Annotated in this window: 20 protein-coding genes and 1 pseudogene; 10 read left to right on the forward strand and 11 right to left on the reverse strand. The window is 72.5% G+C overall.

The features are described from left to right. Positions 1-20: 20 nt before the first annotated feature. From KB893_RS04060 to KB893_RS04075, 4 genes are read right to left on the reverse strand one after another with little or no spacing between them, the layout of a single operon-like run. Positions 21-992: a hypothetical protein gene (locus KB893_RS04060; protein WP_211926207.1), complete on the reverse strand. Its 972-nt coding sequence runs from the start codon at positions 990-992 to the stop codon at positions 21-23. Continuing rightward, entirely contained in the window at positions 989-1,903 is a 915-nt protein-coding gene (locus KB893_RS04065) for an ABC transporter ATP-binding protein (RefSeq protein ID WP_211926208.1), read from the reverse strand. The genes KB893_RS04060 and KB893_RS04065 overlap by 4 nt, the downstream gene beginning before the upstream one ends. Beyond that, positions 1,900-2,271, reverse strand: a complete 372-nt coding sequence (locus tag KB893_RS04070) for a GntR family transcriptional regulator (RefSeq protein WP_211926209.1) — start codon at positions 2,269-2,271, stop codon at positions 1,900-1,902. Before KB893_RS04070 ends, KB893_RS04065 begins: the two co-directional genes overlap by 4 nt. A 1-nt stretch (position 2,272) precedes the next feature. Further along, positions 2,273-2,533 (reverse strand): hypothetical protein, encoded by a 261-nt coding sequence (locus KB893_RS04075; protein ID WP_211926210.1) that lies wholly within the window; start codon positions 2,531-2,533, stop codon positions 2,273-2,275. A gap of 142 nt (positions 2,534-2,675) precedes the next feature. Here KB893_RS04075 and KB893_RS04080 point away from each other — a divergent pair, with 142 nt between their 5' ends. The 6 genes from KB893_RS04080 (at position 2,676) to KB893_RS04105 (ending at position 7,066) form a co-directional block, all read left to right on the forward strand. Then, complete coding sequence (locus KB893_RS04080; protein ID WP_275945909.1) at positions 2,676-3,218, forward strand: glutathione peroxidase; 543 nt, start codon at positions 2,676-2,678, stop codon at positions 3,216-3,218. A 102-nt stretch (positions 3,219-3,320) separates the two neighbouring features. Next, positions 3,321-4,133: an FKBP-type peptidyl-prolyl cis-trans isomerase gene (locus KB893_RS04085; RefSeq protein ID WP_213173453.1), complete on the forward strand. Its 813-nt coding sequence runs from the start codon at positions 3,321-3,323 to the stop codon at positions 4,131-4,133. Positions 4,134-4,278: 145 nt separating this feature from the next. Further along, on the forward strand, positions 4,279-5,565 hold the full coding sequence (locus KB893_RS04090) for a nucleotide sugar dehydrogenase (protein ID WP_275945910.1): 1,287 nt from the start codon (positions 4,279-4,281) through the stop codon (positions 5,563-5,565). A gap of 28 nt (positions 5,566-5,593) precedes the next feature. Continuing rightward, complete coding sequence (locus KB893_RS04095; protein ID WP_211927423.1) at positions 5,594-5,806, forward strand: SlyX family protein; 213 nt, start codon at positions 5,594-5,596, stop codon at positions 5,804-5,806. A 45-nt stretch (positions 5,807-5,851) separates the two neighbouring features. Continuing rightward, positions 5,852-6,469 (forward strand): DUF2058 family protein, encoded by a 618-nt coding sequence (locus KB893_RS04100; RefSeq protein WP_211927422.1) that lies wholly within the window; start codon positions 5,852-5,854, stop codon positions 6,467-6,469. An 87-nt stretch (positions 6,470-6,556) separates the two neighbouring features. Continuing rightward, positions 6,557-7,066 (forward strand): hypothetical protein, encoded by a 510-nt coding sequence (locus tag KB893_RS04105; protein ID WP_211927421.1) that lies wholly within the window; start codon positions 6,557-6,559, stop codon positions 7,064-7,066. Between the two features lie 17 nt (positions 7,067-7,083). On the opposite strand, the gene cysG is transcribed toward KB893_RS04105, so the two are convergent. Beyond that, positions 7,084-8,511: a siroheme synthase CysG gene (gene cysG / locus KB893_RS04110; protein WP_211927420.1), complete on the reverse strand. Its 1,428-nt coding sequence runs from the start codon at positions 8,509-8,511 to the stop codon at positions 7,084-7,086. Positions 8,512-8,687: 176 nt separating this feature from the next. Between cysG and KB893_RS04115 the strand changes: the two genes are divergently transcribed. Then, positions 8,688-9,671 (forward strand): LysR family transcriptional regulator, encoded by a 984-nt coding sequence (locus KB893_RS04115; protein ID WP_211927419.1) that lies wholly within the window; start codon positions 8,688-8,690, stop codon positions 9,669-9,671. Between the two features lie 6 nt (positions 9,672-9,677). Here KB893_RS04115 and KB893_RS04120 read toward each other — a convergent pair whose 3' ends face one another. From KB893_RS04120 to KB893_RS04130, 3 genes are read right to left on the reverse strand one after another with little or no spacing between them, the layout of a single operon-like run. Further along, positions 9,678-10,394: a phosphoadenylyl-sulfate reductase gene (locus KB893_RS04120; RefSeq protein ID WP_211927418.1), complete on the reverse strand. Its 717-nt coding sequence runs from the start codon at positions 10,392-10,394 to the stop codon at positions 9,678-9,680. Beyond that, positions 10,391-12,091, reverse strand: coding sequence for an assimilatory sulfite reductase (NADPH) hemoprotein subunit (cysI, locus tag KB893_RS04125; RefSeq protein WP_213173454.1), 1,701 nt, complete (start codon positions 12,089-12,091; stop codon positions 10,391-10,393). The genes KB893_RS04120 and cysI overlap by 4 nt, the downstream gene beginning before the upstream one ends. Positions 12,092-12,103: 12 nt before the next feature. Next, positions 12,104-13,918, reverse strand: a complete 1,815-nt coding sequence (locus tag KB893_RS04130; protein WP_213173455.1) for an assimilatory sulfite reductase (NADPH) flavoprotein subunit — start codon at positions 13,916-13,918, stop codon at positions 12,104-12,106. Positions 13,919-14,090: 172 nt separating this feature from the next. Between KB893_RS04130 and cysD the strand changes: the two genes are divergently transcribed. Further along, a complete protein-coding gene (gene cysD / locus KB893_RS04135) occupies positions 14,091-14,999 on the forward strand; it encodes a sulfate adenylyltransferase subunit CysD (protein WP_211928058.1) in 909 nt (302 codons plus the stop codon). Further along, the gene (gene cysN / locus KB893_RS04140; RefSeq protein ID WP_213173456.1) at positions 14,999-16,885 is read left to right on the forward strand and encodes a sulfate adenylyltransferase subunit CysN; all 1,887 of its coding nucleotides are present in this window, start codon (positions 14,999-15,001) and stop codon (positions 16,883-16,885) included. The genes cysD and cysN overlap by 1 nt, the downstream gene beginning before the upstream one ends. A gap of 8 nt (positions 16,886-16,893) precedes the next feature. On the opposite strand, the gene metH is transcribed toward cysN, so the two are convergent. From metH to KB893_RS04155, 3 genes and pseudogenes are all read right to left on the reverse strand, one after another. Next, complete coding sequence (metH, locus tag KB893_RS04145; protein ID WP_211927740.1) at positions 16,894-19,590, reverse strand: methionine synthase; 2,697 nt, start codon at positions 19,588-19,590, stop codon at positions 16,894-16,896. Continuing rightward, on the reverse strand, positions 19,587-20,696 hold the full coding sequence (locus KB893_RS04150; protein ID WP_338026847.1) for a homocysteine S-methyltransferase family protein: 1,110 nt from the start codon (positions 20,694-20,696) through the stop codon (positions 19,587-19,589). Before KB893_RS04150 ends, metH begins: the two co-directional genes overlap by 4 nt. Then, positions 20,696-21,622: pseudogene (locus tag KB893_RS04155) on the reverse strand (ArsR/SmtB family transcription factor); the annotation flags it as partial. The gene KB893_RS04150 and the pseudogene KB893_RS04155, both read right to left, overlap by 1 nt. A gap of 154 nt (positions 21,623-21,776) precedes the next feature. On the opposite strand from KB893_RS04155, the gene KB893_RS04160 reads away from it, so the two are divergent. Further along, positions 21,777-22,940, forward strand: a complete 1,164-nt coding sequence (locus KB893_RS04160) for an acyl-CoA dehydrogenase family protein (protein WP_338026848.1) — start codon at positions 21,777-21,779, stop codon at positions 22,938-22,940. Positions 22,941-23,264 lie beyond the last annotated feature (324 nt).

The raw sequence follows: 23,264 nt of genomic DNA on the forward strand, positions 1-23,264 counted from the left end.
GTGATGGGACGGAACGGGGTTCAGCCTTCGTCGCGGCGGCCGCGCAGCCACACCGCGACGGCGATCATCGCGACGCCGGCCACGGCGCCGATCCACAGGTCGGGCATGCGCAGGGCCTGGGCGGTGTTCGCCAGCGACAGCATCGACAGCACCCCCTCGGGCGACTGGCCGGCGGCGGAGGCCATTTCCGCCAGGTCACCCCGGTATAAGAGGTCCATGCCCGGGAAGGTGCCCAGCGTCAGCCGCGCGACGATGTGCTTCCAGTACCAGCCGGAGCTCTCGATCACGCTCATCAGCGCCAGCCAGCCGACCAGGATTCCGGAGAACAGCGGGATCAGCACGGCCCACAGGAAGGGCTTGCCGCGCGCCCAGGCCGAGACCAGCAGCAGCCAGCCGACGGTCGGCAGCGCCCAGAGCACGTAGACCGGAAGCGAGGCCAGCAGCAGGCCGCCGACGCGGAACGGGCTGCCCAGGCCCCACACCAGGGCGAAGGGATTGCCGCCGTGCACCGCCACCGCCAGGCTGACCAGAAGCAGCAGCCCGAGGCCGGTCAGCACCCCGACCACGGTGGCGAACACCGGCACGAGCACCAGCGCGCTCACCGCCTTCGACAGCACCGTCTGCAGGTCGGAAACCGGCAGCGACTTCCAGAACAGCACGCTGCGGTCGCGGCGGTCGTCGTACAGCGCGCCGAGGCTGTAGAAGAACACCACGAAGGCCATCACCAGCAGGGGCCAGCTGGCGATCAGGGCGGTGGCCACGTCGAGCGCCTGCCCGGCCTCGGCGCGTTCCTGCGCCGACATCTGCGCGCTGAGCGCCGCGAGGTCGACGCCGCCGATCTGCACGTCGCTGCCGCGCGCGGCCACCTCGACCAGCACCCACGCCATCAGCGTGAGCACCAGCACCACGATGCCGGCGATCACCGGCGCCCAGACGAAGCCGCCGCGGTGCTCCCAGTATTCGCGGCGGAGCAGGACGGGAAAGGTGTTCATGCGTAGGTCCCCTTCATGGTGGCGACGAACAGGTCTGCGATACCGGGGCTGCGTGTCTCGCCGAGCGCGCCGAGGGTGGCGGCGTCGGCCTGCGGCGAAGCCTGGCGGTCGTAGAGGAAGATCGACTTGCCGAAAACCTGGCGCTCGTCGAGCGGGCCCAGCGCCCGCGCCGCCTCGACGCGGTCGGCCGGCACCATCACCTCGACGAAGCGCTGGCCGACGGCCTCCATGTCCGCGTCGAGCGCGATGCGGCCGTCGCGGATGAAGATCAGGTCGGTGAGGATGTGCTGGATCTCCTCGACCTGGTGCGTGGTCACGATGATCGTGCGGTCGTGGTCGAAGTACTGCTCCAGCAGGTCCTGGTAGAACTGCTTGCGGTAGAGGATGTCCAGGCCCAGCGTGGGCTCGTCGAGCACCAGCAGCTTGGCGTCGATCGCCATCACCAGGGCCAGGTGCAGCTGCACGATCATGCCCTTGGACATCTCGCGCACCCGCATCTTCGGGTTGAGCTTTGTCTTGGCCAGGAAGGCCTCGCACTTGGCGCGGTCGAAGCCTGGATGCACGCCCTCGACGAAGGCGATCGCCTCGCGCACGCGGATCCAGCGCGGCAGCACGGCGACGTCGGCGATGAAGCAGACCTGCCGCATCAGTTCGTCGCGATCCCTGCACGGGTCCAGTCCCAGCACCTTGAGCTCGCCCTCGAACGGGATCAGCCCGAGCAGGGCCTTGAGCGCGGTGGTCTTGCCGGCGCCGTTGGGGCCGACCAGGCCGACGATGCGGCCGGTGGGGATCGCCAGGTCCACGCCCTGGAGTGCCGCGCTGCCGCGATAGGTCTTGCGCAGGCCGCGGGCCTCGACGACCAGCGGCGCCCCGGCCTCGCGCGGTGCGGTGGTATCGGCGACGGCGTTCATTTGTTCTCCTCGGGCTGGACGAGTTGCATGAGGTGCTCGGGGTCGAGGCCGAGGCGTTGGATGCGCTCGACGATCAGCGGCCACTCCTCGTGGAGGAAGCGCTCGCGCTCGCTCGACAGGAGCTGGCCGCGCGCGCCCTCGTTGACGAACATGCCCAGGCCGCGGCGCTTCTCTACCAGCTGCTCGTCGGAGAGCTCCTGGTAGGCGCGCGAGACGGTGATCGGGTTGAGCTGGTAGTCCGCCGCCACCTGGCGCACGGAGGGCAGGGGATCGCCCGGTTTCAGGATCCCGTCCAGGATCATCGCCACGACGCGCTCCTTGAGCTGCTTGTAGATCGGACTGCTGTCGTTCCAGGTCACGCCACTCATGTCAGGACTCCGAGGCAACCGGCAGCATCCGTGCGAAGGAAAAGAAGGGCATGGCCAGGTCCACCCGCGGATGGCGCGACGGGCCGGCGCCGGACAGCACGTCCGCCGGCAGGTCCAGTGCCGCGTCCAGTTCCTCGATCGACGTGGTCTCGAGCGCCATCTCTTCCCCGGCCGCTACCGGCTCCGCGAGCAGTGCGCCGGCGCCAAGCATCAGCAGGGCGGAGAGGAGGGCGACGGCGGTGTTCTTCAGCTGGGTGACCATGGCACGACTCCCGTGTCTGGTGGTTCGTTGAACCGGTGTTGTAGGTAACTATAACACTACAATCGAGCGCGTCAAGCTCCCGCTGCCCGAGGCGACGGTCCCGGCCTACACTGCGGCCTCCCTCCTGCCCATGGGTGCTGCGATGCGCGGCCTGCTCCTGACCTGCCTGCTGGCGTGTGCGCCGCTCGCGCACGCCGCCGATCTCCTCGACGTCGACATGCGCCCGCTGGCCGGGCGCGAGGCGGTGAACCTGGCGCAGGCGTTCGCCGGCCAGGTGCTGCTGGTGGTGAACACCGCCAGCAAGTGCGGGTTCACACCGCAGTACGAGGGCCTGGAGGCGCTGCACCAGCGCTATCGCGGGCGCGGGTTCGCGGTCGTCGGCTTCCCCTCCAACGACTTCAAGGGCCAGGAGCCCGGCAGCGAGGCCGAGATCCAGTCGTTCTGCACGCTGACCTACGGGGTGAAGTTCCCCATGTTCGAGAAGGTGCACGTGGTCGGCGACGACGCCACCCCCTTGTACCGCCGGCTCGCCGCCGAGGCGGGCGAGGAACCCGGCTGGAACTTCCACAAGTACCTGGTGGGCCGCGACGGCACGGTCCTGGCCAGCTTCGGCAGCCGCACCGCGCCGGAGGATCCCGCCCTGGTCGCGGCGCTGGAGGCCGCGCTGGCCGCTCCCGCAGATTGAACCTTCCGGGGCGGGCGCTGTCGCATTTGCTCGGCCGCCCGTGGCGCGGCAACAATGCCCTGCGCGCCCACTTTCCGCGCACCACCCAACCAGGAGTCACGAATGAAGGTATTCCCTCGCACCGCCCTGATGCTGGCGGTGGCTCTGTCGCTGGCCGCCTGCAACCAGGCCGCCGATGACGCCGCGCCGGACGATGCCGCTCCCGCCACTGCCGAGAGCGCCGGGACCGCGACCGAGGGCATGCCGGCGATCGAAGGCCTGCCGAGCGAGAAGGACCGGGTCAGCTACATGCTCGGCATGGACATCGCCCGCAACCTCGAGCCGATCAAGGACGAGGTCGACCCCGAGGTCGTCGCCCGGGCGATGGGAGATGTCTTCGCCGGCAACGAGCCGCTGATGACCGAGGAGCAGGGCCGCCAGGTCGCGCAGGCCTTCCAGACCAAGATGCAGCAGCGGCAGATGGAAGAGGCGCGTGCGCTGGCCGAGAAGAACAAGACCGAGGGCGATGCCTTCCTCGCCGACAACGCCGGGAAGGAAGGCGTGCAGACCACCGAGTCCGGCCTGCAGTACCAGGTGGTGACCCAGGGTGAGGGCGAGACGCCCGACGCCACCGACACCGTGCGCGTGCACTACGTCGGCACGCTGCTCGACGGCAGCACCTTCGACAGCTCGCGCGAGCGCGGTGAGCCCGCCGAATTCCGCCTCGACCAGGTCGTGCCCGGCTGGAGCGAGGGCGTGGCCCTGATGCCGGTCGGCAGCACCTACAAGTTCTGGATCCCGCCGGCCCTGGGCTACGGCGAGAGCGGCGTGCCCGGCGCGATCCCGCCGAACGCGGTGCTGAGCTTCGAGGTCGAGCTGCTCGACATCGTCGACCAGGGCGACGCGGCCGAGGAGGCCGCCCCGGCGAGCGAGTAGGCGCCGCCGCGGCAGATCCCGAGGACGCCGGCCGTTCGCGCCGGCGTTTTCGTTTCCGGCACCCGCGCCGCGCTGGACCCGGCCCGGTGCCGGCACCGACAATCCCGCACCCGCGGCGCGCCGCGTCCCGTCGAGCCACCGCCCCATGCCGCAGCTGCCCCAGGTCGAGTCCGCCCGCATCGCCGTGATCGGCCTCGGCTACGTGGGGCTGCCGCTGGCCGCCGCCTTCGCCCGCGCGGGACTGGACACGGTGGGCTTCGACATCGACCCCGCGCGCGTGGCCGAGCTCGCCGCCGGCCGCGACCGCACCGGCGAACTCGACGCCGACGAGCTCGCGCACCTGGCCGGCGTGCGGCTGGCGGCCGATCCCGCGGTGCTCGCCGACCGCGACGTGTTCGTGGTCGCGGTGCCGACGCCTGTCGACCGCCGCAAGCTGCCCGACCTCGGGCCGATGCTGGCCGCCACCCGCACCGTCGCCGCGCACCTGCGCACGGGCGCGGTGGTCGTGTACGAGTCGACCGTCTATCCCGGCGCGACCGAGGAGGCCTGCGTACCGGTGCTCGAGCGCGCGTCGGGGCTGGCCTGCGGGCGCGACTTCGCCGTGGGCTACAGTCCGGAGCGGATCAACCCCGGCGACCGTACGCGGCGCCTGCCCGACATCGTCAAGGTGGTCTCGGCGTCCTCGCCCGACGCCGCGGCCTTCCTCGAGGCGCTGTACGCGCGGGTGGTGCCGGCAGGCATCCACGTGGCGCCCGACATCCGCACCGCAGAGGCCGCCAAGGCCATCGAGAACACCCAGCGCGACGTCAACATCGCCCTGGTCAACGAGCTGGCGATGGTGTTCGCGCGGCTGGGGATGGACACCGAGGCGGTGCTCGCCGCGGCGCGGACCAAGTGGAACTTCCTGCCGTTCTCGCCGGGCCTGGTCGGCGGGCACTGCATCGGCGTCGATCCCTACTACCTGATCCACAAGGCGACCGAGGCCGGCCACGTGCCCGACCTCATCACCGCCGCGCGCCGGGTCAACGAGGGCATGGCGCCCTACGTCGCCGCGCAGCTGATCCGGCTGATGGCCCGCGCCGGGCGACCGATCGCCGGCGGCCGGGTGCTGGTGCTGGGGGTGACCTTCAAGGAGGACTGCCCGGACCTGCGCAACTCGCAGGTCGGTACCATCGTCGAGGAACTGCGGGCCTGCCGGATCGAGGTCGACCTGCACGATCCCTGGGCCGACGCATGGGCCTGCGAGGCGGAATTCGGCCTCGCACCCGTGGCCGAACCGGCCGCCGCCGCCTACGACGCGGTGCTGCTGGCGGTCGCGCACCGGGAGTTCCGCGAGCGCGGCGCGGGGCTCCGCCGTCACCTGGTGCCCGGGGGCGTGCTCTACGACGTCAAGCGCGTCCTGCCGCGCGAGGCCGCCGACGCCCGGCTCTGACGCCGGCGCCTCGTCTAGAATTCACGCGATGGATGATCTGATCGAACGCCTGGTCGAACTGGAAATGCGGGTGAGTTTCCAGGAGCAGGCCATCACCGAACTGAGCGACGCCCTCGCCGAGGCGCGGGCCGAATCGGCGCGCAATGCCCTGCAGCTCGAGCGCGTGCTCGCCGACCTCGGCCAGATGCGCGGCCTGCTCAATTCCGACCCGGGCGCGGAACCCCCGCCGCCGCATTACTGATCCGCGCGTGCCGGTCCTCCCAGCGACTTCCCAGCGATCCACCTCATGAGCAACAGCCTCCGCGACCAGCTGACCCAGCTCGGCTTCAAGTCCGCCCCGCAGCCGGAGCGCCGGTCGAAGCCGGCCGGGCCGCGTCCCGACCGCAGCGAGCGCAGGGGCGAGGGCAAGCCGCGCGACAAGGCGCCGCCGCCGCGGCGGCAGGGCGGCGAGCGCGCCGCCAAGGGCAGGCCGCGCGGCGGCGAGATGGACCTGGCCAAGGCCTACGCGATCCGCGCCCAGACCGAGAAGAACGAGCGCATCGCCGCCGAGAAGCAGAAGCAGGAGGAGGCGCGCGCGCGGCGGGAGGCGCGGGCGAAGCTCGCCGAACTCGTCAGGGACCGGACGCTCAACGTCGAGGACGCCGACATCGCGCGGCACTTCGAGTATGGCGGCAAGATCAAGCGCATCTACGTCACCGCCGACCAGCTGAAGGCGCTCAACGCCGGGGAACTCGGGGTACTGCAGATCGACGGGCGCTACAAGCTGGTGACCGCGGCGGTGCTGGCCGAGGCCGAGGCGGTGTTCGCGCCGGCGGTGGCGCTCAAGGTCGATCCCGATGCGCCCGCGGCCGACGATCCCTATGCCGACCCCAAGTACCAGGTGCCCGACGACCTGGTCTGGTGACCTCGCGCCGCGCCGTCACGTTCACGGGCGTTGCGCGCCGGTGGCGCCTAGACTCGTCGCCTCCCGAAGTGCAGGAACCCATCCGCCATGACTGAGCAGACCCACGACGCCCGTCCCGCCCGCCGCAGGAAGAGCCCCGTGCTGCCGATCGTCGCCCTGGTGGTCGCGGTCGTGCTGTTCGGCCTCGGCTTCTGGCTCGGCCGTGCCGGCCCCGCGGCCGAGGTCGAGTCGCTGACCACCGAGCTCGCCGACGCCCGCGCCGCCGGCCGCGATGCCCAGCGCCAGCAGGCGGTGGTCGAGGACTGGCTGCAGCTGCGCGAGGCCCAGCTCACGGTGCAGGGCGCGGCCGAGGAACTCGACCGCCGCAACTTCGGCAGCGCCGAGGACCGCATCAAGCAGGCGGCCGCCGCGCTGGGCGACATCGACGCCGAGGCCATGGGCATCGACCGCCAGCGGCTCGAGCAGCTGCGCCAGCGCATGGAGTCGATCACGCTTGCGGTCACCCCCGACCTGCAGCCGCAGCGCGAACGCGTGCAGCAGCTTTCCGCGCAGCTCGACGCGCTGGCGCCGTCGCCCGAGCGTCGTCGCGCCCGCTGAGGCTGCGCGCCGGCCGCTCAGGCGGCGGCCGGCAGGGGGTGCTCGCCGCGCAGCGGCGGCGCCCCGAACCAGGCCAGTTCCGTCGCCAGCCCGGCGACCTCGCCGAGGATCAGCAGCGCGGGCGAACGCACCGCATGGCGCGCCGCGTCCTCGGGCAGCCGCGCGAGCTGCCCGGCGATCACCCGCTGATCCGGCCGCGAGCCGTTCTCGACCAGGGCATAGGGCGTGGTGCCGCCGCGCCCGGCGGCGATGAGGCGCTCGCGCAGGGTGGCGAGGCTGCCGACGCCCATGTAGACCGCGAGCGTCTGCCGCTCCTGCGCCAGCGCGTCCCAGTCGAGCGTGTCCAGCGAATCGCTGCAGTGCGCGGTGACCAGGCGCACCGACTGGGCGTGCGCGCGGTGGGTCAGCGGCACGCCGGCGTAGGCCGCGCAGGCCACCGCCGCGGTGATGCCGGGGACCACGGACCAGGCGATGCCCTCGGCGCGCAGGAACTCGAGTTCCTCGCCGCCGCGCCCGAACACGAACGGATCGCCGCCCTTGAGCCGCACCACGCGGCGCCCGGCGCGCGCGTGCTCGCGCATCAGCGCGTGGATCCGGCTCTGGGCGACGCTGTGCCCGCCCGCGCTCTTGCCGACCGCGACGAAGTCGGCGTCGCGCCGCGCCAGCGCCAGCACCTCGGCGCTGACCAGCTGGTCGTGGAGGATGACGTCTGCCTCGTTCAGCGCGCGCAGCGCGGCCAGGGTCAGCAGGCCCGGATCGCCGGGGCCCGCGCCGACCAGCACCACCGAGCCGGCGGCGGCAGTCGACGCCTGCGGCTGCGCGAGGGCGGCGTCCAGCGCCGCCTCCGCCTCGGCCATGCGGCGCCGGCGGACCAGGCCGGGAAGCGGGCCGTCGAGCAGGGCGTCGAAGAAGCGGCGCCGGTCGGCGGGCGCCGGCAGGCGCGCGCGGATGTCGCCGCGGCGGCGCGCGAGCAGCGTCGCGAGGTCGCCGATCGAGGCATCGAGCTCGGTCTCGAGCCGCCGGCGCAGCAACCGCGCCAGCATCGGGACCCCGCCGCCGCTGGAGATCGCGACCTGCACCGGACCGCGATCGACGACGGCCGGCACCTGCACGCTGGACAGGGCGGCGTCGTCGACCACGTTGGCCAGGATCCGGCGCGCCTCGGCGGCGGCGGCGACCTCGCGGTTGACCTCGACGTCGTCGGTGGCGGCGACGACCAGCCAGGCGGCGTCCAGCCGCGCCGGTTCGAAGCGGCCGCGCCACCAGCGCACCGTACCGTTCCCGGCCTGGCGCAACAGGCCCTCGCACAGCGCCGGCGCCACCACCTCGACGCTGGCGCCGGCCGCGAGCAGCGCGGCGACCTTGCGCTCGGCGACGGGACCGCCGCCGACCACCACCACGGTGCGTCCGGCGAGGTCGGCGAACAGGGCGAAGAGACGGGGCATGGCGCACCTCGGGCGCGATCGCGATGCAGTCACGCTAGGCCCGCGGCGGGCGCGCCGGAAATGATTTGGCGTGCCGACGATATGCAGTGTGGTCATGAGTGCGGACCCTGCCCGCGCGGCGATCGCCTAGAGTCCCGGGACGGGCCGTGCCGCCCGCCGCCGCCGGACCCGCAAGGATGACGCTCACCCAGCTCCGCTACCTCGTCGCCATCGCCGACGCCGACCTCAACATCACCCTGGCCGCCGCGCGCGTGCACGCGACCCAGCCGGGCCTGTCCAAGCAGCTCAAGCAGCTCGAGGACGAGCTCGGTTTCCTGCTGTTCTCCCGTCGCGGCCGCAGCCTCGGCGCGGTGACCGAGGCCGGCGCCGAGATCATCGCCCATGCGCGCACGGTGCTGGCGGAGACCAACAACATCCGCAGCGTCGCCGCCAACCGCCGCCGCGAGCGCCGCGGCCGCCTCGGGGTGGCGACCACCCATACCCAGGCCAGCTTCGTGCTGCCGCCGGCGATCGCGCAGGTCCGTCGCGCCTTCCCGCTGATCAACGTGCACCTGCAGCCGGTGCCGGAGGACGCCCTGCTCGACCTGCTGCGCGCCGGCCGCGCCGATCTGGCGATCATCAGCACCGCGGGCAGCGTGCCGGTGGGCGGCGTGGCCGTGCCCCTGTACCGCTGGCGCCGCAAGGTGGTCGTGCCGACCGGCCACGCGCTGGACCGGCCCGGCCCGTCGCCCGGCCTGCGCACGCTCGCCGAGCACCCATTGATCAGCTACGAATCCTCCAACAACGACGATTCGTCGTTGCGCGGCGCCTTCGCCGCCGAGGCGCTGGAGCCGACCTTCTCGCTCACCGCGATCGACGCCGACGTCATCAAGACCTACGTGCGGCGCGGCTTCGGCGTCGGCCTGCTCGCGGAGATGGCGCTGACCGCCGCCGACACCGACCTGCGGGTGATGGACGCGCCGGCCGACATCCCCGAATGCATCACCTGGGCCCTGCTGCCGCGCGAGAGCGTGCTGCGCGACTACACCGTGGAGCTGGTGCACGCGATGGCGCCCCAGGTCGATGGCCGCGAGCTGCGCGCGGTGATGGAGGGCAACCGCGAGGCCGCGTGGAACACGCCGCCGACCTGGCAGGAGCTGACCCAGACCATCACGGTCTGAACGTCCTCAGATCTCCACGTGCAGACCGCACTCGCGGACCAGGCCGTGGAAGCGGGTGTCCTCCGGGTCCATGCCATCGGCGAGCGGGCGGGTCGAGTGGGTATCGCCTACCGACACGTAGCCCTGCTCCCACAGCGGGTGGTAGGGCAGGTCGTGGGCGCGCAGGTACTGCCAGACATCGCGGTCGCTCCAGTCGGCGAGCGGGTTGAGCTTCCACAGCGCGTCGTGGCGCTCGAGCAGGCCGATCCCGGCGCGGCTGCGCGCCTGGCGGCGGCGCAGGCCGGTGATCCAGGTGCCTGCGCCGAGCTCGGCGAGCGCGCGGCGCATGGGTTCGACCTTGCGGATCCGGTTGTAGGTCGCCAGGCCTGCGGCGCCCTGTTCCCACAGGCGCCCGTGGCGCGCCTCCATCCAGGCGGCGCCGACCTCGGCGCGGTAGACGCGCAGGTCGAGGCCGAGGCGCTCGCGCAGGGCGTCTGCGAAGCGGTAGGTCTCGGCGAACAGGTAGCCGGTGTCGATCAGCACCACCGGGATGTCGGGGCGCAAGGTCGCCGCCATGTGCAGCGACACCGCCGCCTGGGTCCCGAAGCTGGAGGACAGCACGTGTGCGCCCGGCAGCGTCGCCAGCGCCCAGGCGAGTCGTTCGGGTGCGCTGCGGTCGGCGAGCCAGGCGTCGCAGGCGGCCAGCGCCGCGTCGTCGCCTGGAACGTGCGGTGCAGCGCTCATGCCGGCGCCTCCTCCACGACGCGGTGGGTGGGGTACGGCGGCAGGGCGACGATGCCGGTGCGGTGCAGGAAGTCGCCGAAGCCCTCGTCGCCGCCGCGTTCGGCGGCGAAGCGGGCCAGCAGCGGATCGAGCGTGGCCAGGATCTCCTCCTCGGCGACGTTCTCGCGGTGCAGGGTGTTGAGGCGCTGGCCGCGGCGGTCACCGCCGAGCATGAGGTTGTAGCGACCCGGCGCCTTGCCGACCAGGGCGATCTCGGCGAGATAGGGCCGCGAGCAGCCGTTCGGGCAGCCGGAGATGCGCAGCACGATCGGCACCTCCCGCAGCCCGTGGCCATCGAGCAGCGCGTCGAGCCGTGCGCTGAAGTCCGGCAGGTAGCGCTCGGCCTCGGCCATCGCCAGGCCGCAGGTCGGCAGCGCCACGCAGGCCAGCGCACCGCGCGCCAGGGCGCTGCCGCGCAGGCCGGCGTCGAGGCCGTGGTTTTCGACGAGGGCGTCGATCCGCGCGCGCTCGGCGGGCTCGACCCCGGCCACCACCAGGTTCTGGTTCGGGGTCAGGCGGAACTCGCCGCGGTGGATCGCCGCGATCGCGCGCAGCCCGGTCAGGTGCAGCGCACCGGGACGGTCGGCGATGCGCCCGGCGACGACCTGCAGGGTCAGGTGCCAGCGTCCGTCGTCGCCCTCGGTCCAGCCGAAGCGGTCGCCGTTGTGCTCGAACCGGCCGGCACGCGGCGGCGCGAAGGCGATGCCGGCACGGCGCTCGATCTCGGCGCGGATCGCATCCAGACCGCGGTCGTCGATGGTGTACTTGAAGCGTGCGCGCTTGCGGATCTCGCGGTTGCCGAGGTCGCGCTGGGTGGTGACCACTGCGGTCGCCACCTCCAGCAGGCGCTCGCGCGGGACGAAGCCGATCACGCTGCCGACCCGCGGGTAGGTCTCGGCGTCGCCGTGGCTCGCGCCCATGCCGCCGCCGATGCTGACGTCGTAGCCGAGGATGCTGCCGTCGTCGCCAGCAACGCCGATCAGCCCCAGGTCGTTGGCGAACACGTCGACGTCGTTCAGCGGCGGCAGCGCGAAGCCGATCTTGAACTTGCGCGGCAGGTAGCGCTCGCCGTAGACCGGCTCGGTCTCCTCGCCGCTGCCGGCCACGCGCTCCTCGTCGAGCCAGATCTCGTAGTAGGCGCGGCTGTTGGGCAGCAGGTGTTCGGACACCGCCGCGGCGTCCGCGTACAGCGTGGCATGGGCGGCCGAGAGCAGCGGGTTGGCCGCGACCTGCACGTTGCGGTTGACGTCGCCGCAGGCGGCGAGGGTGTCGATGAGGCTGGCGTTTATCGCCTGCATCGTCGCCTTGAGCTCGCGCTTGATCACGCCGTGGAACTGGAACGCCTGGCGCGTGGTGATGCGCAGCGAATGGTTGGCATGGCGGGTGGCGATGGCGTCCAGCGCCAGCCACTGCGCCGGGGTGACCACGCCGCCCGGCGTGCGCGTGCGGATCATGAACTGGTAGGCCGGCTCGAGCTTTTGCCGGCGGCGCTCGTCGCGCAGGTCGCGGTCGTCCTGCTGGTAGCTGCCGTGGTACTTGATGACCGTGGTGTCGGCCTCTGACAGGGCGCCGGTGACCGGATCGGCGAGGCCGGCCTCGATCGTGCCGCGCAGGCGGCGGCTGTGCTGCTTGATGTCCTCGACGGAGTGGGTGCTCATGGTGGGTCCGGCTCAGTAGACGTCGCGGCTGTAGCGGCCTTCGGCCTGCAGCGCGGCGAGGGTGGCGGCGGCGTCCTCGGGGTCGGCGCCGGTGTGGGTGGCGAGGATCTCGACCAGCGCCGCGTGCACGTCGCGGCCCATGGCCACCGCGCCGCAGACGTAGAGGTGGGCGCCGCCGTCGATCCACTCGACCAGGGTGCGGCCGTGCTCGCGCAGGCGGTCCTGCACGTAGACCTTCTCCGCCTGGTCGCGCGAGAAGGCGAGGTCGAGGCGGTGCAGCGCACGCTCGCGCAGGGCCTGCTGCCATTCCAGCTGGTAGTGGAAGTCGCTGTGGAAGTGGCGTGCGCCGAACAGCAGCCAGTTGCGCCCGGAGGCGCCGGTCTCGGCGCGTTCCTGGACGAAGCCGCGGAACGGGGCGACGCCGGTGCCGGGGCCGATCATGACGATGTCGCGGCTGCCGTCGGCCGGCAGGCGGAAGCGCGGGTTGGGCTCCAGCCGGACCGGCACGCGGTCGCCGTCGGCGAGCCCGGCGAGGAAGCCGCTGGCGGTGCCGGTCCGCGCCTCGCCGAAGGCGTCGTAGCGCAGCACGTCGACCAGCAGGTGGGCCTCGTCGCCGACCCGGCGCCGGCTGGAGGCGATCGAGTACGAGCGCGGCGCCAGCGGGCGCAGCGCCTCGACCAGGGCCTGCGCCTCCCAGCGCGCGGGCCAGCGCCGCAGCACGTCGACCACGCGGTGGCTGGCGAGCAGCAGGGCGAGGTCGCCGGCGCCGTCGCCCTCCAGCATCGCGGTCAGCTCGCCGGCGCCGGCGCGGGCGGCGTGCGCGGCGAGGAAGGGGCGGGCGGGCCTGCCGAGCTCGCGGGCGGTGCGCAGCGCCTCGCGCAGCGGCAGGCGGGCGTCGCCGAGGACGACCTCGGCATCGGCGTCCAGCCCGGTCGCGGCCAGGACCGCCGCCGCCGCGGCCGCGTCGTTGGGCGCGTGCACGGCCAGGGCGTCGCCGGGTTCGTAGGCGAGGCCGGCGCCGTCGAGCAGCAGTTCGATGTGGCGCACGTCCTTGTCCGCGGGCGCATGCACGCCGCGCAGGCCGCGGCCGCTCAGCGGCTGGTTGGCGACCACCTCGGCCTCGACCGGGCCGGCGGGCGCCGGCACGTGCGGCACCACCCGCAGCGGCGTGACCGTACCGCCGGCGGCCGGCCGCGCCAGCAGCGCCCGCGCCTCGGCGAGGACGCGCTCGCGCCACGGGCCGGCCACGGTCTCGATGTCGAGATCGGCCTGCGCCGCCGGCAGCACGCGGCGGGCGCCGAGTTCGGCCAGGCGCGCGTCGAGGCGGTCGCCGATGGCGCAGAACTGCGGATAGCTGGAGTCGCCGAGGCCGAGCACGGCGTAGTGCAGCTCGGGCAGCTTCGGTGCGCGGCGGCTGCCGAGGAATTCGAGCAGGGCCACCGCGTCGTCCGGCGGATCGCCTTCGCCCTGGGTGCTGATGACCACGTAGAGCAGGCGCTCCTTGGCGAGTTCGCGCTGCGGATAGGCGCCCGCGGCGAGCACGCGCACCGCGAGGCCGGCGGCCTCGGCGGCGGCGGCCAGGCGCTCGGCCTCGCGCCGCGCGTTGCCGGTCTGGCTGCCGTGGACGATGGTGAGGCTCGCCGCGGGCGGCGAGGCCGCGGCCGGCGTCGCCGGAGGCGCGGCGGCCGCGCCGCCGCGGGCGAGACCGGCGGCATAGCCCGAGATCCACCACAGCGCATCGCGGTCCAGCCCTTCCAGCGCTGCGGCGAGCTGGGCGCGGCGCGGCTCGGGAAGCGGCAGCGCGAGGGCGTCGGGGAGAGAGGGCATGGCGTGACGGCTGCGGGACGGGACGGGGCGATCCTAAAAACCCGGCCCGCTGCCACGGAAAGGACGGCTGGTTATGGACTCATGCCGCGGCTTCATTTCATCCGTGCGGACGCCTGCGCGAATACTCCGCCGCAATCCGGCCCGTCCGGCTCCCCTCGCTTCCGATCCCAGCATGAGCACGCGCACCCTCACCCATCTGGACCGCCTCGAGGCCGAGAGCATCCACATCCTCCGCGAGGTGGCGGCCGAATTCGAGAACCCGGTCCTGCTGTACTCGATCGGCAAGGACAGCTCGGTGCTGCTGCACCTGCTGCTGAAGGCCTTCGCCCCGGCGCCGCCGCCGATCCCGCTGCTGCACGTCGATACCACGTGGAAGTTCCGCGAGATGATCGCCTTCCGCGACCGCCGCGCCGCCGAGACCGGCGTGCGCCTGCACGTGCACGTCAACCGCGAGGGGCTGGCCGCCGGCATCGGGCCCTTCAGCCACGGCGCCACCGTGCACACCGACGTGATGAAGACCCAGGCGCTGCGCCAGGCGCTCGCGCTGCACGGGTTCGACGCGGCCATCGGCGGCGCGCGTCGCGACGAGGAGCGCACGCGCGCCAAGGAGCGCGTGTTCTCGTTCCGCAACGCGCACCAGCGCTGGGACCCGCGCAACCAGCGGCCGGAGCTGTGGAACCTCTACAACGCGCGCATCGCGCGCGGCGAGGGTGTGCGCGTGTTCCCGCTGTCGAACTGGACCGAGCTCGACGTCTGGCTCTACATCCACCGCGAGGCCATCCCGGTGGTGCCGCTGTACTTCGCCGCGGAACGTCCGGTGGTGGAACGCGACGGCGCGCTGGTGATGGTCGACGACGCGCGCCTGCCGCTCGCCCCGGGCGAGGTGCCGCAGCGCCGCCGCGTGCGTTTCCGCACGCTGGGCTGCTACCCGCTGACCGGCGCGATCGAGTCCGGGGCGGACACGCTGGAGAAGGTCATCGCCGAGATGCTGGTCGCCCGCAGCTCGGAGCGCCAGGGCCGGATGATCGACCGCGACCAGGGCGCGTCGATGGAGAAGAAGAAGCTCGAGGGTTATTTCTGATGGACATGCACGTCGCCGCGCCGGACGCCATCGACGCCTACCTGAAGCGGCACGAGGACAGCCGTCTGCTGCGCTTCATCACCTGCGGCAGCGTCGACGACGGCAAGAGCACCCTGATCGGGCGCCTGCTGTTCGACAGCAAGCGCCTGTTCGACGACCAGCTCGCCGCGCTGGCCGCCGACAGCCGCCGCCACGGCACCCGCGGCGGCGAGATCGACTACGCGCTGCTCCTCGACGGCCTGGCCGCAGAGCGCGAGCAGGGCATCACCATCGACGTCGCCTGGCGCTACTTCGCCACCGACCGCCGCCGCTTCATCGTCGCCGACTGCCCCGGCCACGAGCAGTACACGCGCAACATGGCGACCGGCGCCTCGCAGGCGGAGCTGGCGATCGTGCTGGTCGACGCGCGCAGGGGCGTGCTGACCCAGACCCGGCGGCACAGCTACATCCTGTCGCTGTTCGGCGTGCGCCACGTGGTGCTGGCGGTCAACAAGATGGACCTGGTCGACCACTCGCAGCGACGCTTCGACCGCATCGCCTCGGACTACCTCGAGCTCGCCGAGCAGCTCGGCATCTCCCGGGTCACCTGCATCCCTATGTCGGCGCTCGAGGGCGACAACCTGTCGACGCCCTCGCGGGCCATGCCGTGGTACGCCGGTCCGACCCTGCTCGAGCACCTGGAGACGGTCGAGATCGCCGATCCCGCCGAGGCCGGCGCGCTGCGCATGCCGGTGCAGTGGGTGAACCGGCCGCACCAGGACTTCCGCGGCCTCGCCGGCACCGTCGCGGCGGGCACGGCGGTGCCGGGCGACGAGGTGGTCGCGTTGCCCTCGGGCCGGCGCTCGCGCATCGCCCGGGTGCTGCGCGCCGACGGCTCCGACGCGCCGGCGGTGGCCGGCGAGGCGGTGACCCTGGTGCTCGCCGACCAGATCGACGTCGCCCGCGGCGACGTCATCGCCGCCGCGGCCGACCCGGTGCAGGTGGCCGACGGCTTCGCCGTGCGCCTGCTGTGGATGGACGACGCGCCGCTGCTGCCGGGTCGGCGCTACCTGATGAAGCTGGGCACGCGCAGCGTGCCGGCGAGCGTCGGCGAGATCCGCCACCGCGTCGACGTCAACACCCAGCAGGAGATCGCCGCGCGGCGGCTCGAGCTCAACGAGGTCGGCCTCTGCCACCTCGTCGCCGAGGCGCCGGTCGCCTACGCGCCCTTCGTGCGCGACCGCACGCTCGGCGGCTTCATCCTGATCGACCGCGAGACCAATGCCACCGCCGCGGTGGGCACCATCGAGCACGCCCTGCGCCGCGCCGAGAACGTGCACTGGTCGGCGGCCGGCGTGGACGCCGCGGCGCGCGCCCGCATCAAGGGTCAGCGCCCGCGCGTGGTGTGGTTCACCGGGCTGTCGGGGGCAGGCAAGTCGACCATCGCCGGGCGCGTCGAGGAACGGCTCAACGCGCGTGGACTGCACAGCTTCCTGCTCGACGGCGACAACCTGCGCCACGGCCTCAACCGCGACCTCGGCTTCGGCGAGGTCGACCGGGTCGAGAACGTGCGCCGCGCCGCCGAGGTGGCGCGGCTGATGGCCGACGCCGGCCTGATCGTGCTGGTCAGCCTGATCTCGCCGTTCCGCGCCGACCGCGAGATGGCGCGCGCGCGCTTCGCCGGCGATGAGTTCGTCGAGGCCTTCGTCGACGTGCCGCTGGCGGTGGCGGAGGCGCGCGATCCCAAGGGCCTGTACCGCAAGGCGCGCTCCGGCGCGATCGCCAACTTCACCGGCATCGGCTCGCCCTACGAACCGCCCGCCGCACCGGAGCTGCACCTCGACGCGGCCGCGCGCACGGTGGACGAACTCGCCGACGCCGTGCTCGCCGCGCTCGGCATCGACTGACGCCGGCGCTACTCCGGGTCGTAGTCCAGGTTCGAGGCCAGCCAGCGCTCGACCCGGGCGCGCTCGACGCCCTTGCGCCGCGCGTAGTCCTCGACCTGGTCGCGGCCGACGCGGCCGACCACGAAGTACTGGCTGTCGGGGTGGGCGAAGTAGAAGCCGCTCACCGCCGCGGTGGGCAGCATGGCGAAGCTCTCGGTGAGCGTCATGCCGGCGTTCGCGCCGGCATCGAGCAGCTCGAAGATCGTGGTCTTCTCGCTGTGCTCGGGACAGGCCGGGTAGCCCGGTGCGGGACGGATGCCGCGGTAGCGCTCGCCGATGAGCGCGTCGTTGTCCAGCGCCTCGTCCGGCGCATAGCCCCAGAGCCCGGTGCGCACGCGCCGGTGCATGGCTTCGGCCAGGGCCTCGGCCAGGCGATCGGCGAGCGCCTTGAGCAGGATCGCGTTGTAGTCGTCGTGGGCGGCCTCGAAGCGGGCGACGTGGGCGTCGATGCCGAGCCCGGCGGTGACCGCGAAGGCGCCGATCCAGTCGCCGCGCCCGCTGTCCTTCGGCGCGACGAAATCGGCCAGGCAGAAGTCCGGCCGCTCCGGCGGCTTGTCGACCTGCTGGCGCAGGAAATGGAAGGTGGCGATGCGCCGGGCTGGATCGTCGGGCGCGTAGACCTCGACGTCGTCGCCGACCGCGCTCGCCGGCCACAGCCCGACCACCGCCCTGGCCTGCAGCCACTTCTCGCCGACGATGCGCGCGAGCATGGCCTGCGCGTCGGCGAAGAGTTCGGTGGCCTGCGCGCCGACGATCTCGTCCTCGAGGATCTGCGGATAGCGCCCGGCCAGCTCCCAGGCGTTGAAGAACGGCGACCAGTCGATGAAGGGCAGCAGGATGTCGAGGGCGACGTCGTCGAAGACGTGCACCCCGGGCCGCGCCGCCGGCGGCGGCGCATAGTCGTTCCAGCGCCCGTCGAAGCGCTGGCCGCGCGCCTTGCCCAGCGGCACCAGGCGTTTGGCGTCGCCGCGGTTGGCATGGCGACGGCGGATCTCGGCGTAGTCGGACTCGTTGGCGGCGACGAAGGCGCCGCGCAGCTCCGGGCTGATCAGCGACTGCGCCACGCCGACCGCGCGCGAGGCGTCCTTCACCCACACCGTCGGATGCGGGTAGTGCGGCGCGATGCGCAGCGCGGTATGCGCGCGCGAGGTGGTCGCACCGCCGATCAGCAGCGGGATCTGGAACCCCTGCCGCGCCAGCTCGCGGGCGACGTGGCTCATCTCCTCGAGCGAGGGCGTGATCAGGCCGGACAGGCCGATCAGGTCGGCGCCGACCTCGCGGGCGCGGTCGAGGATGGTCTGCGCCGGCACCATCACGCCGAGGTCGACGACCTCGAAGTTGTTGCAGGCCAGGACCACGCCGACGATGTTCTTGCCGATGTCGTGCACGTCGCCCTTGACCGTGGCCATGAGGATGGTGCCGTTGTTGCGGCCGACGTCGCCGGACTTCGCCTTCTCCGCCTCGATGAAGGGCAGCAGGTAGGCCACCGCCTTCTTCATCACCCGCGCGGACTTCACCACCTGCGGCAGGAACATCCTGCCCGCGCCGAAGCGGTCGCCGACGACGTTCATGCCGTCCATCAACGGGCCCTCGATGACGTCGAGCGGGCGCGTCGCGGCGGCGCGCGCCTCCTCGGTGTCGGCCTCGATGTACTGGTCGATGCCGTGCACCAGCGCGTGGCTCAGGCGCGCGCGCACGTCGGCCTCGCGCCAGGCCAGGTTCTCGACCCTGGCCGCACCCTTGCTCTCGCGGAAGCGCTCGGCGATCTCCAGCAGGCGCTCGGTGCCGTCGGCGCGGCGGTTGAGGATGACGTCCTCCACGCGCTCGCGCAGCTCCGGGTCGAGATCGTCGTAGAGCGGCATCGCGCCGGCGTTGACGATGCCGAAGTCCATGCCCGCGGCGATCGCGTGGTAGAGGAACACCGCGTGGATCGCCTGGCGCACGGTCTCGTTGCCGCGGAAGGAGAACGAGACGTTGGAGACGCCGCCGGAGACGTGGCAGTGCGGCAGGGTGCGGCGGATGATCCGCGTGGCCTCGATGAAGTCGACCGCGTAGTTGTCGTGCTCGGCGATGCCGGTGGCGACCGCGAAGATGTTGGGGTCGAAGACGATGTCCTCGGGCGGGAAGTCGAGTTCGTCGACCAGGATCCGGTAGGCCCGCGTGCAGATCTCGACCTTGCGCGCGCAGGTGTCGGCCTGGCCCTGCTCGTCGAACGCCATCACCACCACCGCCGCGCCGTAGCGGCGCACCGTCGCCGCGTGCGCGCGGAACGCGTCCTCGCCCTCCTTGAGCGAGATCGAGTTGACGATGCCCTTACCCTGCAGGCACTTCAGCCCGGCCTCGATCACGCTCCACTTCGAGCTGTCGACCATGACCGGCACCCGCGCGATGTCGGGCTCGGCGGCGATCAGGTTGAGGAAGGTCACCATCGCCTGCTCGGAATCGAGCAGGCCCTCGTCCATGTTGACGTCGATGATCTGCGCGCCGCCCTCGACCTGCTGGCGGGCGATGTCAACGGCCTCGGCGAAGCGGCCTTCCTTGACCAGCTTGCGGAACTTCGCCGAGCCGGTGACGTTGGTGCGCTCGCCGACGTTGACGAAGTTGCTCTCGGCGGTGACGACCAGCGGCTCGAGGCCGGACAGGCGCAGCGGGCGTCGCGCGCTCATGCCGCTGCTGCCGTGGGCGCGGGCAGGGCGCGCGGCGGAAGGCCGGCCACCGCCTGCGCGATCGCGGCGATGTGCTCCGGCGTGGTTCCGCAGCAGCCGCCGACGATGTTGAGCAGGCCGCTCGCGGCGAACTCGCGCAGGGTCTCGGCCATCTGCTCGGGGCTCTCGTCGTACTCGCCGAAGGCGTTCGGCAGGCCGGCGTTGGGATGGCAGGAGATCGCGGCGTCGGCGACCTGGGCCAGCACGTCGACATGCGGGCGCAGGTCCCTGGCGCCGAGCGCGCAGTTCAGGCCCACCGCCAGCGGTCGCGCATGCGCCAGCGAGATCCAGAACGCCTCGGCGGTCTGGCCCGAGAGGGTCCGTCCGGAGCGGTCGGTGATGGTGCCGGAGACCAGCACCGGCACCCGCGCGCCGCGCGCGTGGAAGCTCTCGGCGATCGCGAACAGCGCGGCCTTGGCGTTGAGCGTGTCGAACACGGTCTCGACCATGAGCACGTCGGCGCCGCCGTCCACCAGCGCGTCCGCCGCCTCACGGTAGAGCGCGACCAGATCGTCGAAGCCGACCGCGCGGAAGCCGGGGTCGTTGACGTCGGGGCTGATCGAGGCGGTGCGGCTGGTCGGGCCGATCACCCCGGCCACGAAGCGCGGTCGCGACGGATCCGCGGCCTCGGCGGCGTCGCAGGCCTCGCGCGCCAGGCGTGCGCCTTCGAGGTTGAGTTCGCGCACCAGGTGCTCGAGGTGGTAGTCGGCCTGCGACACCGAGGTGGCGTTGAAGGTGTTGGTCTCCACCATGTCGGCGCCGGCGGCGAGGTAGGCGGCGTGGATGTCGCGGATGATCTCCGGCCGGGTCAGGGTCAGCAGGTCGTTGTTGCCCTTGAGGTCGTGGCCGATGCAGCCGCAGCCGGCGCCGTGCACGTGGTCGTCGAGATGCACCAGCGCGTCGAAGCCGTGGGCGAAGCGCTCGCCGCGGTAGTCGGCCTCCTCCAGCCGGTGGCGTTGGATCATGGTGCCCATCGCGCCGTCCAGGATCAGGATCCGCTCGCCGAGCGCGGCCTGGAGCGCGGCGACGCGCGCGGGACGCAGCCAGGGCAGGGCGCGCGCGCTCACGGCTTGCGCGCCGTCATCGACAGCACCTCGAAATGCGGCGGGCGCTTCTCGCGCGTCACCGTCTCGCACACCAGGACCTGCAGGCCGGCCTTCTCCGCGAGCCGGCGCAGTTCCTTGGCGCCGAAGCCGAGGTTGGCGTGGCCGTAGGGCTGCACCACCGCGGCGTGCTCGTGGCGGGCGAGGTTGACCGCGACCAGGCGTCCGCCCGGGCGCAGCGCGCGCGCGGCTTCGGCCACCGCCTGCGCGGGCTTGGCCGCGTAGCTCAGCGCGTGCATCAGCAGCACCAGGTCGAAGCTCGCGTCCGGGACCGGCAGGGCGTGCATGTCGCCGGTCTCGACGCTGACCTGCTTCAGCGGCGCGAGCCGCTCGCGCGCGGCGGCGACCACGCGCTGGCTGGAGTCGATGCAGACATAGCGGTGCGAATGCGGGGCCAGCAGCTCGGCGAGCACGCCGTCGCCGGAGGCGATGTCGAGCACGTCGCCGGTCTCGAGCAGGGGCAGGATCGAGCGCGCCATCGCCTCCCAGGTGCGTCCGGGCGAGTAGTGGCGTTCCATGTCGCCGGCCACCGAATCCGCCCAGTTGCGGTCGGCGGCGCGCGCGGCCAGCACCACCGGCAGGCGCTCGGCGTCCTGGCGCAGCAGCGGGTCGTCGGCGTCCTGCGACAGCGTGCTCCACAGCGCGCCGGCGGCGCCGTCGAGGCCTTCCGGATCGAAGCGGTAGTAGGCCGAGACGCCGGCGCGGCGGTCGCGCACCAGGCGCGCCTCCTTGAGCTTGGCCAGGTGCGTGGACACGCGCGGCTGCGCCAGGCGAGTGATCGACGACAGCTCGGCCACGGTCAGCTCCTCGCGCTCGAGCAGGGCCAGCAGGCGCACCCGGGTCGCATCCGAGAGCACGCGCAGGCAGGCCGACCAGGCATCGAGGTCCATGCATATCCTTCTATTCGGATTCGGGGATGGAAGGCTAGGAGCCGGCTCCGGAGGCGTCAAGGCGAGCAGGTCCCGAGATCTCGATACGTCCGCGTATGGATCTGTAGAATCCGCACTCCCTCACCCGCATTCGCACCCCGCAACGGAGCAGCCCGTGGATTTCGACTTCACCGAAGAGCAGCTGATGATCCAGGACATCGCGCGGCGCATCGCGCGCGAGCGGATCGCCCCGACCGCGGCCGAGTTCGACCGCACCGGCGAGTTCCCGATGGACAACGTCCGCCTGCTCGGCGAGAACGGCCTGATGGGCATCGAGGTGCCGGTCGAATACGGCGGCGCCGGCCTGGACGCGATCGGCTACGCGCTGGCGATGATCGAGATCGCCGCGGCCGACTGCGCGCACTCGACCATCATGTCGGTCAACAACTCGCTCTACTGCGCCGGGCTGCTGAAGAACGGCAGCGAGGAGCAGAAGCAGCGTTTCGTCACCCCCATCGCCTCGGGCGAGGCGATCGGCGCCTACGCGCTGACCGAGCCGCAGTCCGGCTCCGACGCCTCGGCCATGCGCACGCGGGCGGTACTGTCGGCCGACGGCAGCCACTACGTGGTCAACGGCAAGAAGAGCTGGATCACGTCGGGCCCGGTGGCCAAGTACATCGTGCTGTTCGCGATGACCGATCCCGAGCAGGGGGCCAAGGGCATCAGCGCCTTCGTGATCGACACCGAGGAGCCCGGCTTCCACCGCGGCAAGACCGAGCCCAAGCTCGGCATCCGCGCCTCGGCCACCTGCGAGATCGAGTTCGTCGACTACCGCGTGCCGGTGGCCAATCGGATCGGCGAGGAGGGCAGGGGCTTCGGCATCGCCATGAGCGTGCTCGACGCCGGCCGCATCGGCATCGCCTCGCAGGCGGTGGGCGTGGCGCGCGCCGCATACGAGGCGACGCTCGACTACGTCAAGGAGCGCAAGTCCTTCGGTCAGCCGATCGGCAGCTTCCAGATGACCCAGGCCAAGATCGCCGACATGAAGTGCCGGCTCGACGCCGCGACCCTGCTGACCCTGCGCGCGGCCTGGGCCAAGCAGAAGGCGCAGGCTTCCGGCGGGCGCTATTCGACCGAGGCTTCGGTGGCCAAGCTCACCGCCTCGGAGACGGCCATGTGGATCGCGCACCAGGCGGTGCAGATCCACGGCGGCATGGGCTACTCCAAGGAGATGCCGCTGGAGCGCTACTTCCGCGACGCCAAGATCACCGAGATCTACGAGGGCACCAGCGAGATCCAGCGCTTGGTCATCGCCCGCAACGAGACCGGGCTGCGGTGAGGGCGGTGGGGCGGGAGCGGGAAGGATGAAGCGGGAACGGGGAACTGGAGGCAGGCGGTAGCTGGCACCACCGCCCCTGTAGGAACGGCTTCAGCCGCGACGGGGCATGGAGCGGAGTGGTAGAGCGGGAGTGGTAGAGCGGGAGTCGGGAATCGGGACCCGAAGGCACCGCGCATCCGGCGCCGCCTTCCTGTAGGAGCGGCTTCAGCCGCGACCCAGCCCAACACGAGGCGGTCGCGGCTGAAGCCGCTCCTACAGGGGAGGCATGCGCGCCGGCGGACCGACGCCGCGGGTCCCGATTCCCGCTTCATCCCTCCCGGTTCC

This window comes from Coralloluteibacterium stylophorae, from assembly GCF_018122625.2.
GTDB lineage: Bacteria > Pseudomonadota > Gammaproteobacteria > Xanthomonadales > Xanthomonadaceae > Coralloluteibacterium > Coralloluteibacterium stylophorae.

Excerpts from the sequence above, each read along its gene's own strand:
- KB893_RS04060 (WP_211926207.1), bottom strand. The coding sequence starts at position 992 with ATGAACACCTTTCCCGTCCTGCTCCGCCGCGAATACTGGGAGCACCGC.
- KB893_RS04065 (WP_211926208.1), bottom strand. The coding sequence starts at position 1,903 with ATGAACGCCGTCGCCGATACCACCGCACCGCGCGAGGCCGGGGCGCCG.
- KB893_RS04070 (WP_211926209.1), bottom strand. The coding sequence starts at position 2,271 with ATGAGTGGCGTGACCTGGAACGACAGCAGTCCGATCTACAAGCAGCTC.
- KB893_RS04075 (WP_211926210.1), bottom strand. The coding sequence starts at position 2,533 with ATGGTCACCCAGCTGAAGAACACCGCCGTCGCCCTCCTCTCCGCCCTG.
- KB893_RS04080 (WP_275945909.1), top strand. The coding sequence starts at position 2,676 with ATGCGCGGCCTGCTCCTGACCTGCCTGCTGGCGTGTGCGCCGCTCGCG.
- KB893_RS04085 (WP_213173453.1), top strand. The coding sequence starts at position 3,321 with ATGAAGGTATTCCCTCGCACCGCCCTGATGCTGGCGGTGGCTCTGTCG.
- KB893_RS04090 (WP_275945910.1), top strand. The coding sequence starts at position 4,279 with ATGCCGCAGCTGCCCCAGGTCGAGTCCGCCCGCATCGCCGTGATCGGC.
- KB893_RS04095 (WP_211927423.1), top strand. The coding sequence starts at position 5,594 with ATGGATGATCTGATCGAACGCCTGGTCGAACTGGAAATGCGGGTGAGT.
- KB893_RS04100 (WP_211927422.1), top strand. The coding sequence starts at position 5,852 with ATGAGCAACAGCCTCCGCGACCAGCTGACCCAGCTCGGCTTCAAGTCC.
- KB893_RS04105 (WP_211927421.1), top strand. The coding sequence starts at position 6,557 with ATGACTGAGCAGACCCACGACGCCCGTCCCGCCCGCCGCAGGAAGAGC.
- cysG (WP_211927420.1), bottom strand. The coding sequence starts at position 8,511 with ATGCCCCGTCTCTTCGCCCTGTTCGCCGACCTCGCCGGACGCACCGTG.
- KB893_RS04115 (WP_211927419.1), top strand. The coding sequence starts at position 8,688 with ATGACGCTCACCCAGCTCCGCTACCTCGTCGCCATCGCCGACGCCGAC.
- KB893_RS04120 (WP_211927418.1), bottom strand. The coding sequence starts at position 10,394 with ATGAGCGCTGCACCGCACGTTCCAGGCGACGACGCGGCGCTGGCCGCC.
- cysI (WP_213173454.1), bottom strand. The coding sequence starts at position 12,091 with ATGAGCACCCACTCCGTCGAGGACATCAAGCAGCACAGCCGCCGCCTG.
- KB893_RS04130 (WP_213173455.1), bottom strand. The coding sequence starts at position 13,918 with ATGCCCTCTCTCCCCGACGCCCTCGCGCTGCCGCTTCCCGAGCCGCGC.
- cysD (WP_211928058.1), top strand. The coding sequence starts at position 14,091 with ATGAGCACGCGCACCCTCACCCATCTGGACCGCCTCGAGGCCGAGAGC.
- cysN (WP_213173456.1), top strand. The coding sequence starts at position 14,999 with ATGGACATGCACGTCGCCGCGCCGGACGCCATCGACGCCTACCTGAAG.
- metH (WP_211927740.1), bottom strand. The coding sequence starts at position 19,590 with ATGAGCGCGCGACGCCCGCTGCGCCTGTCCGGCCTCGAGCCGCTGGTC.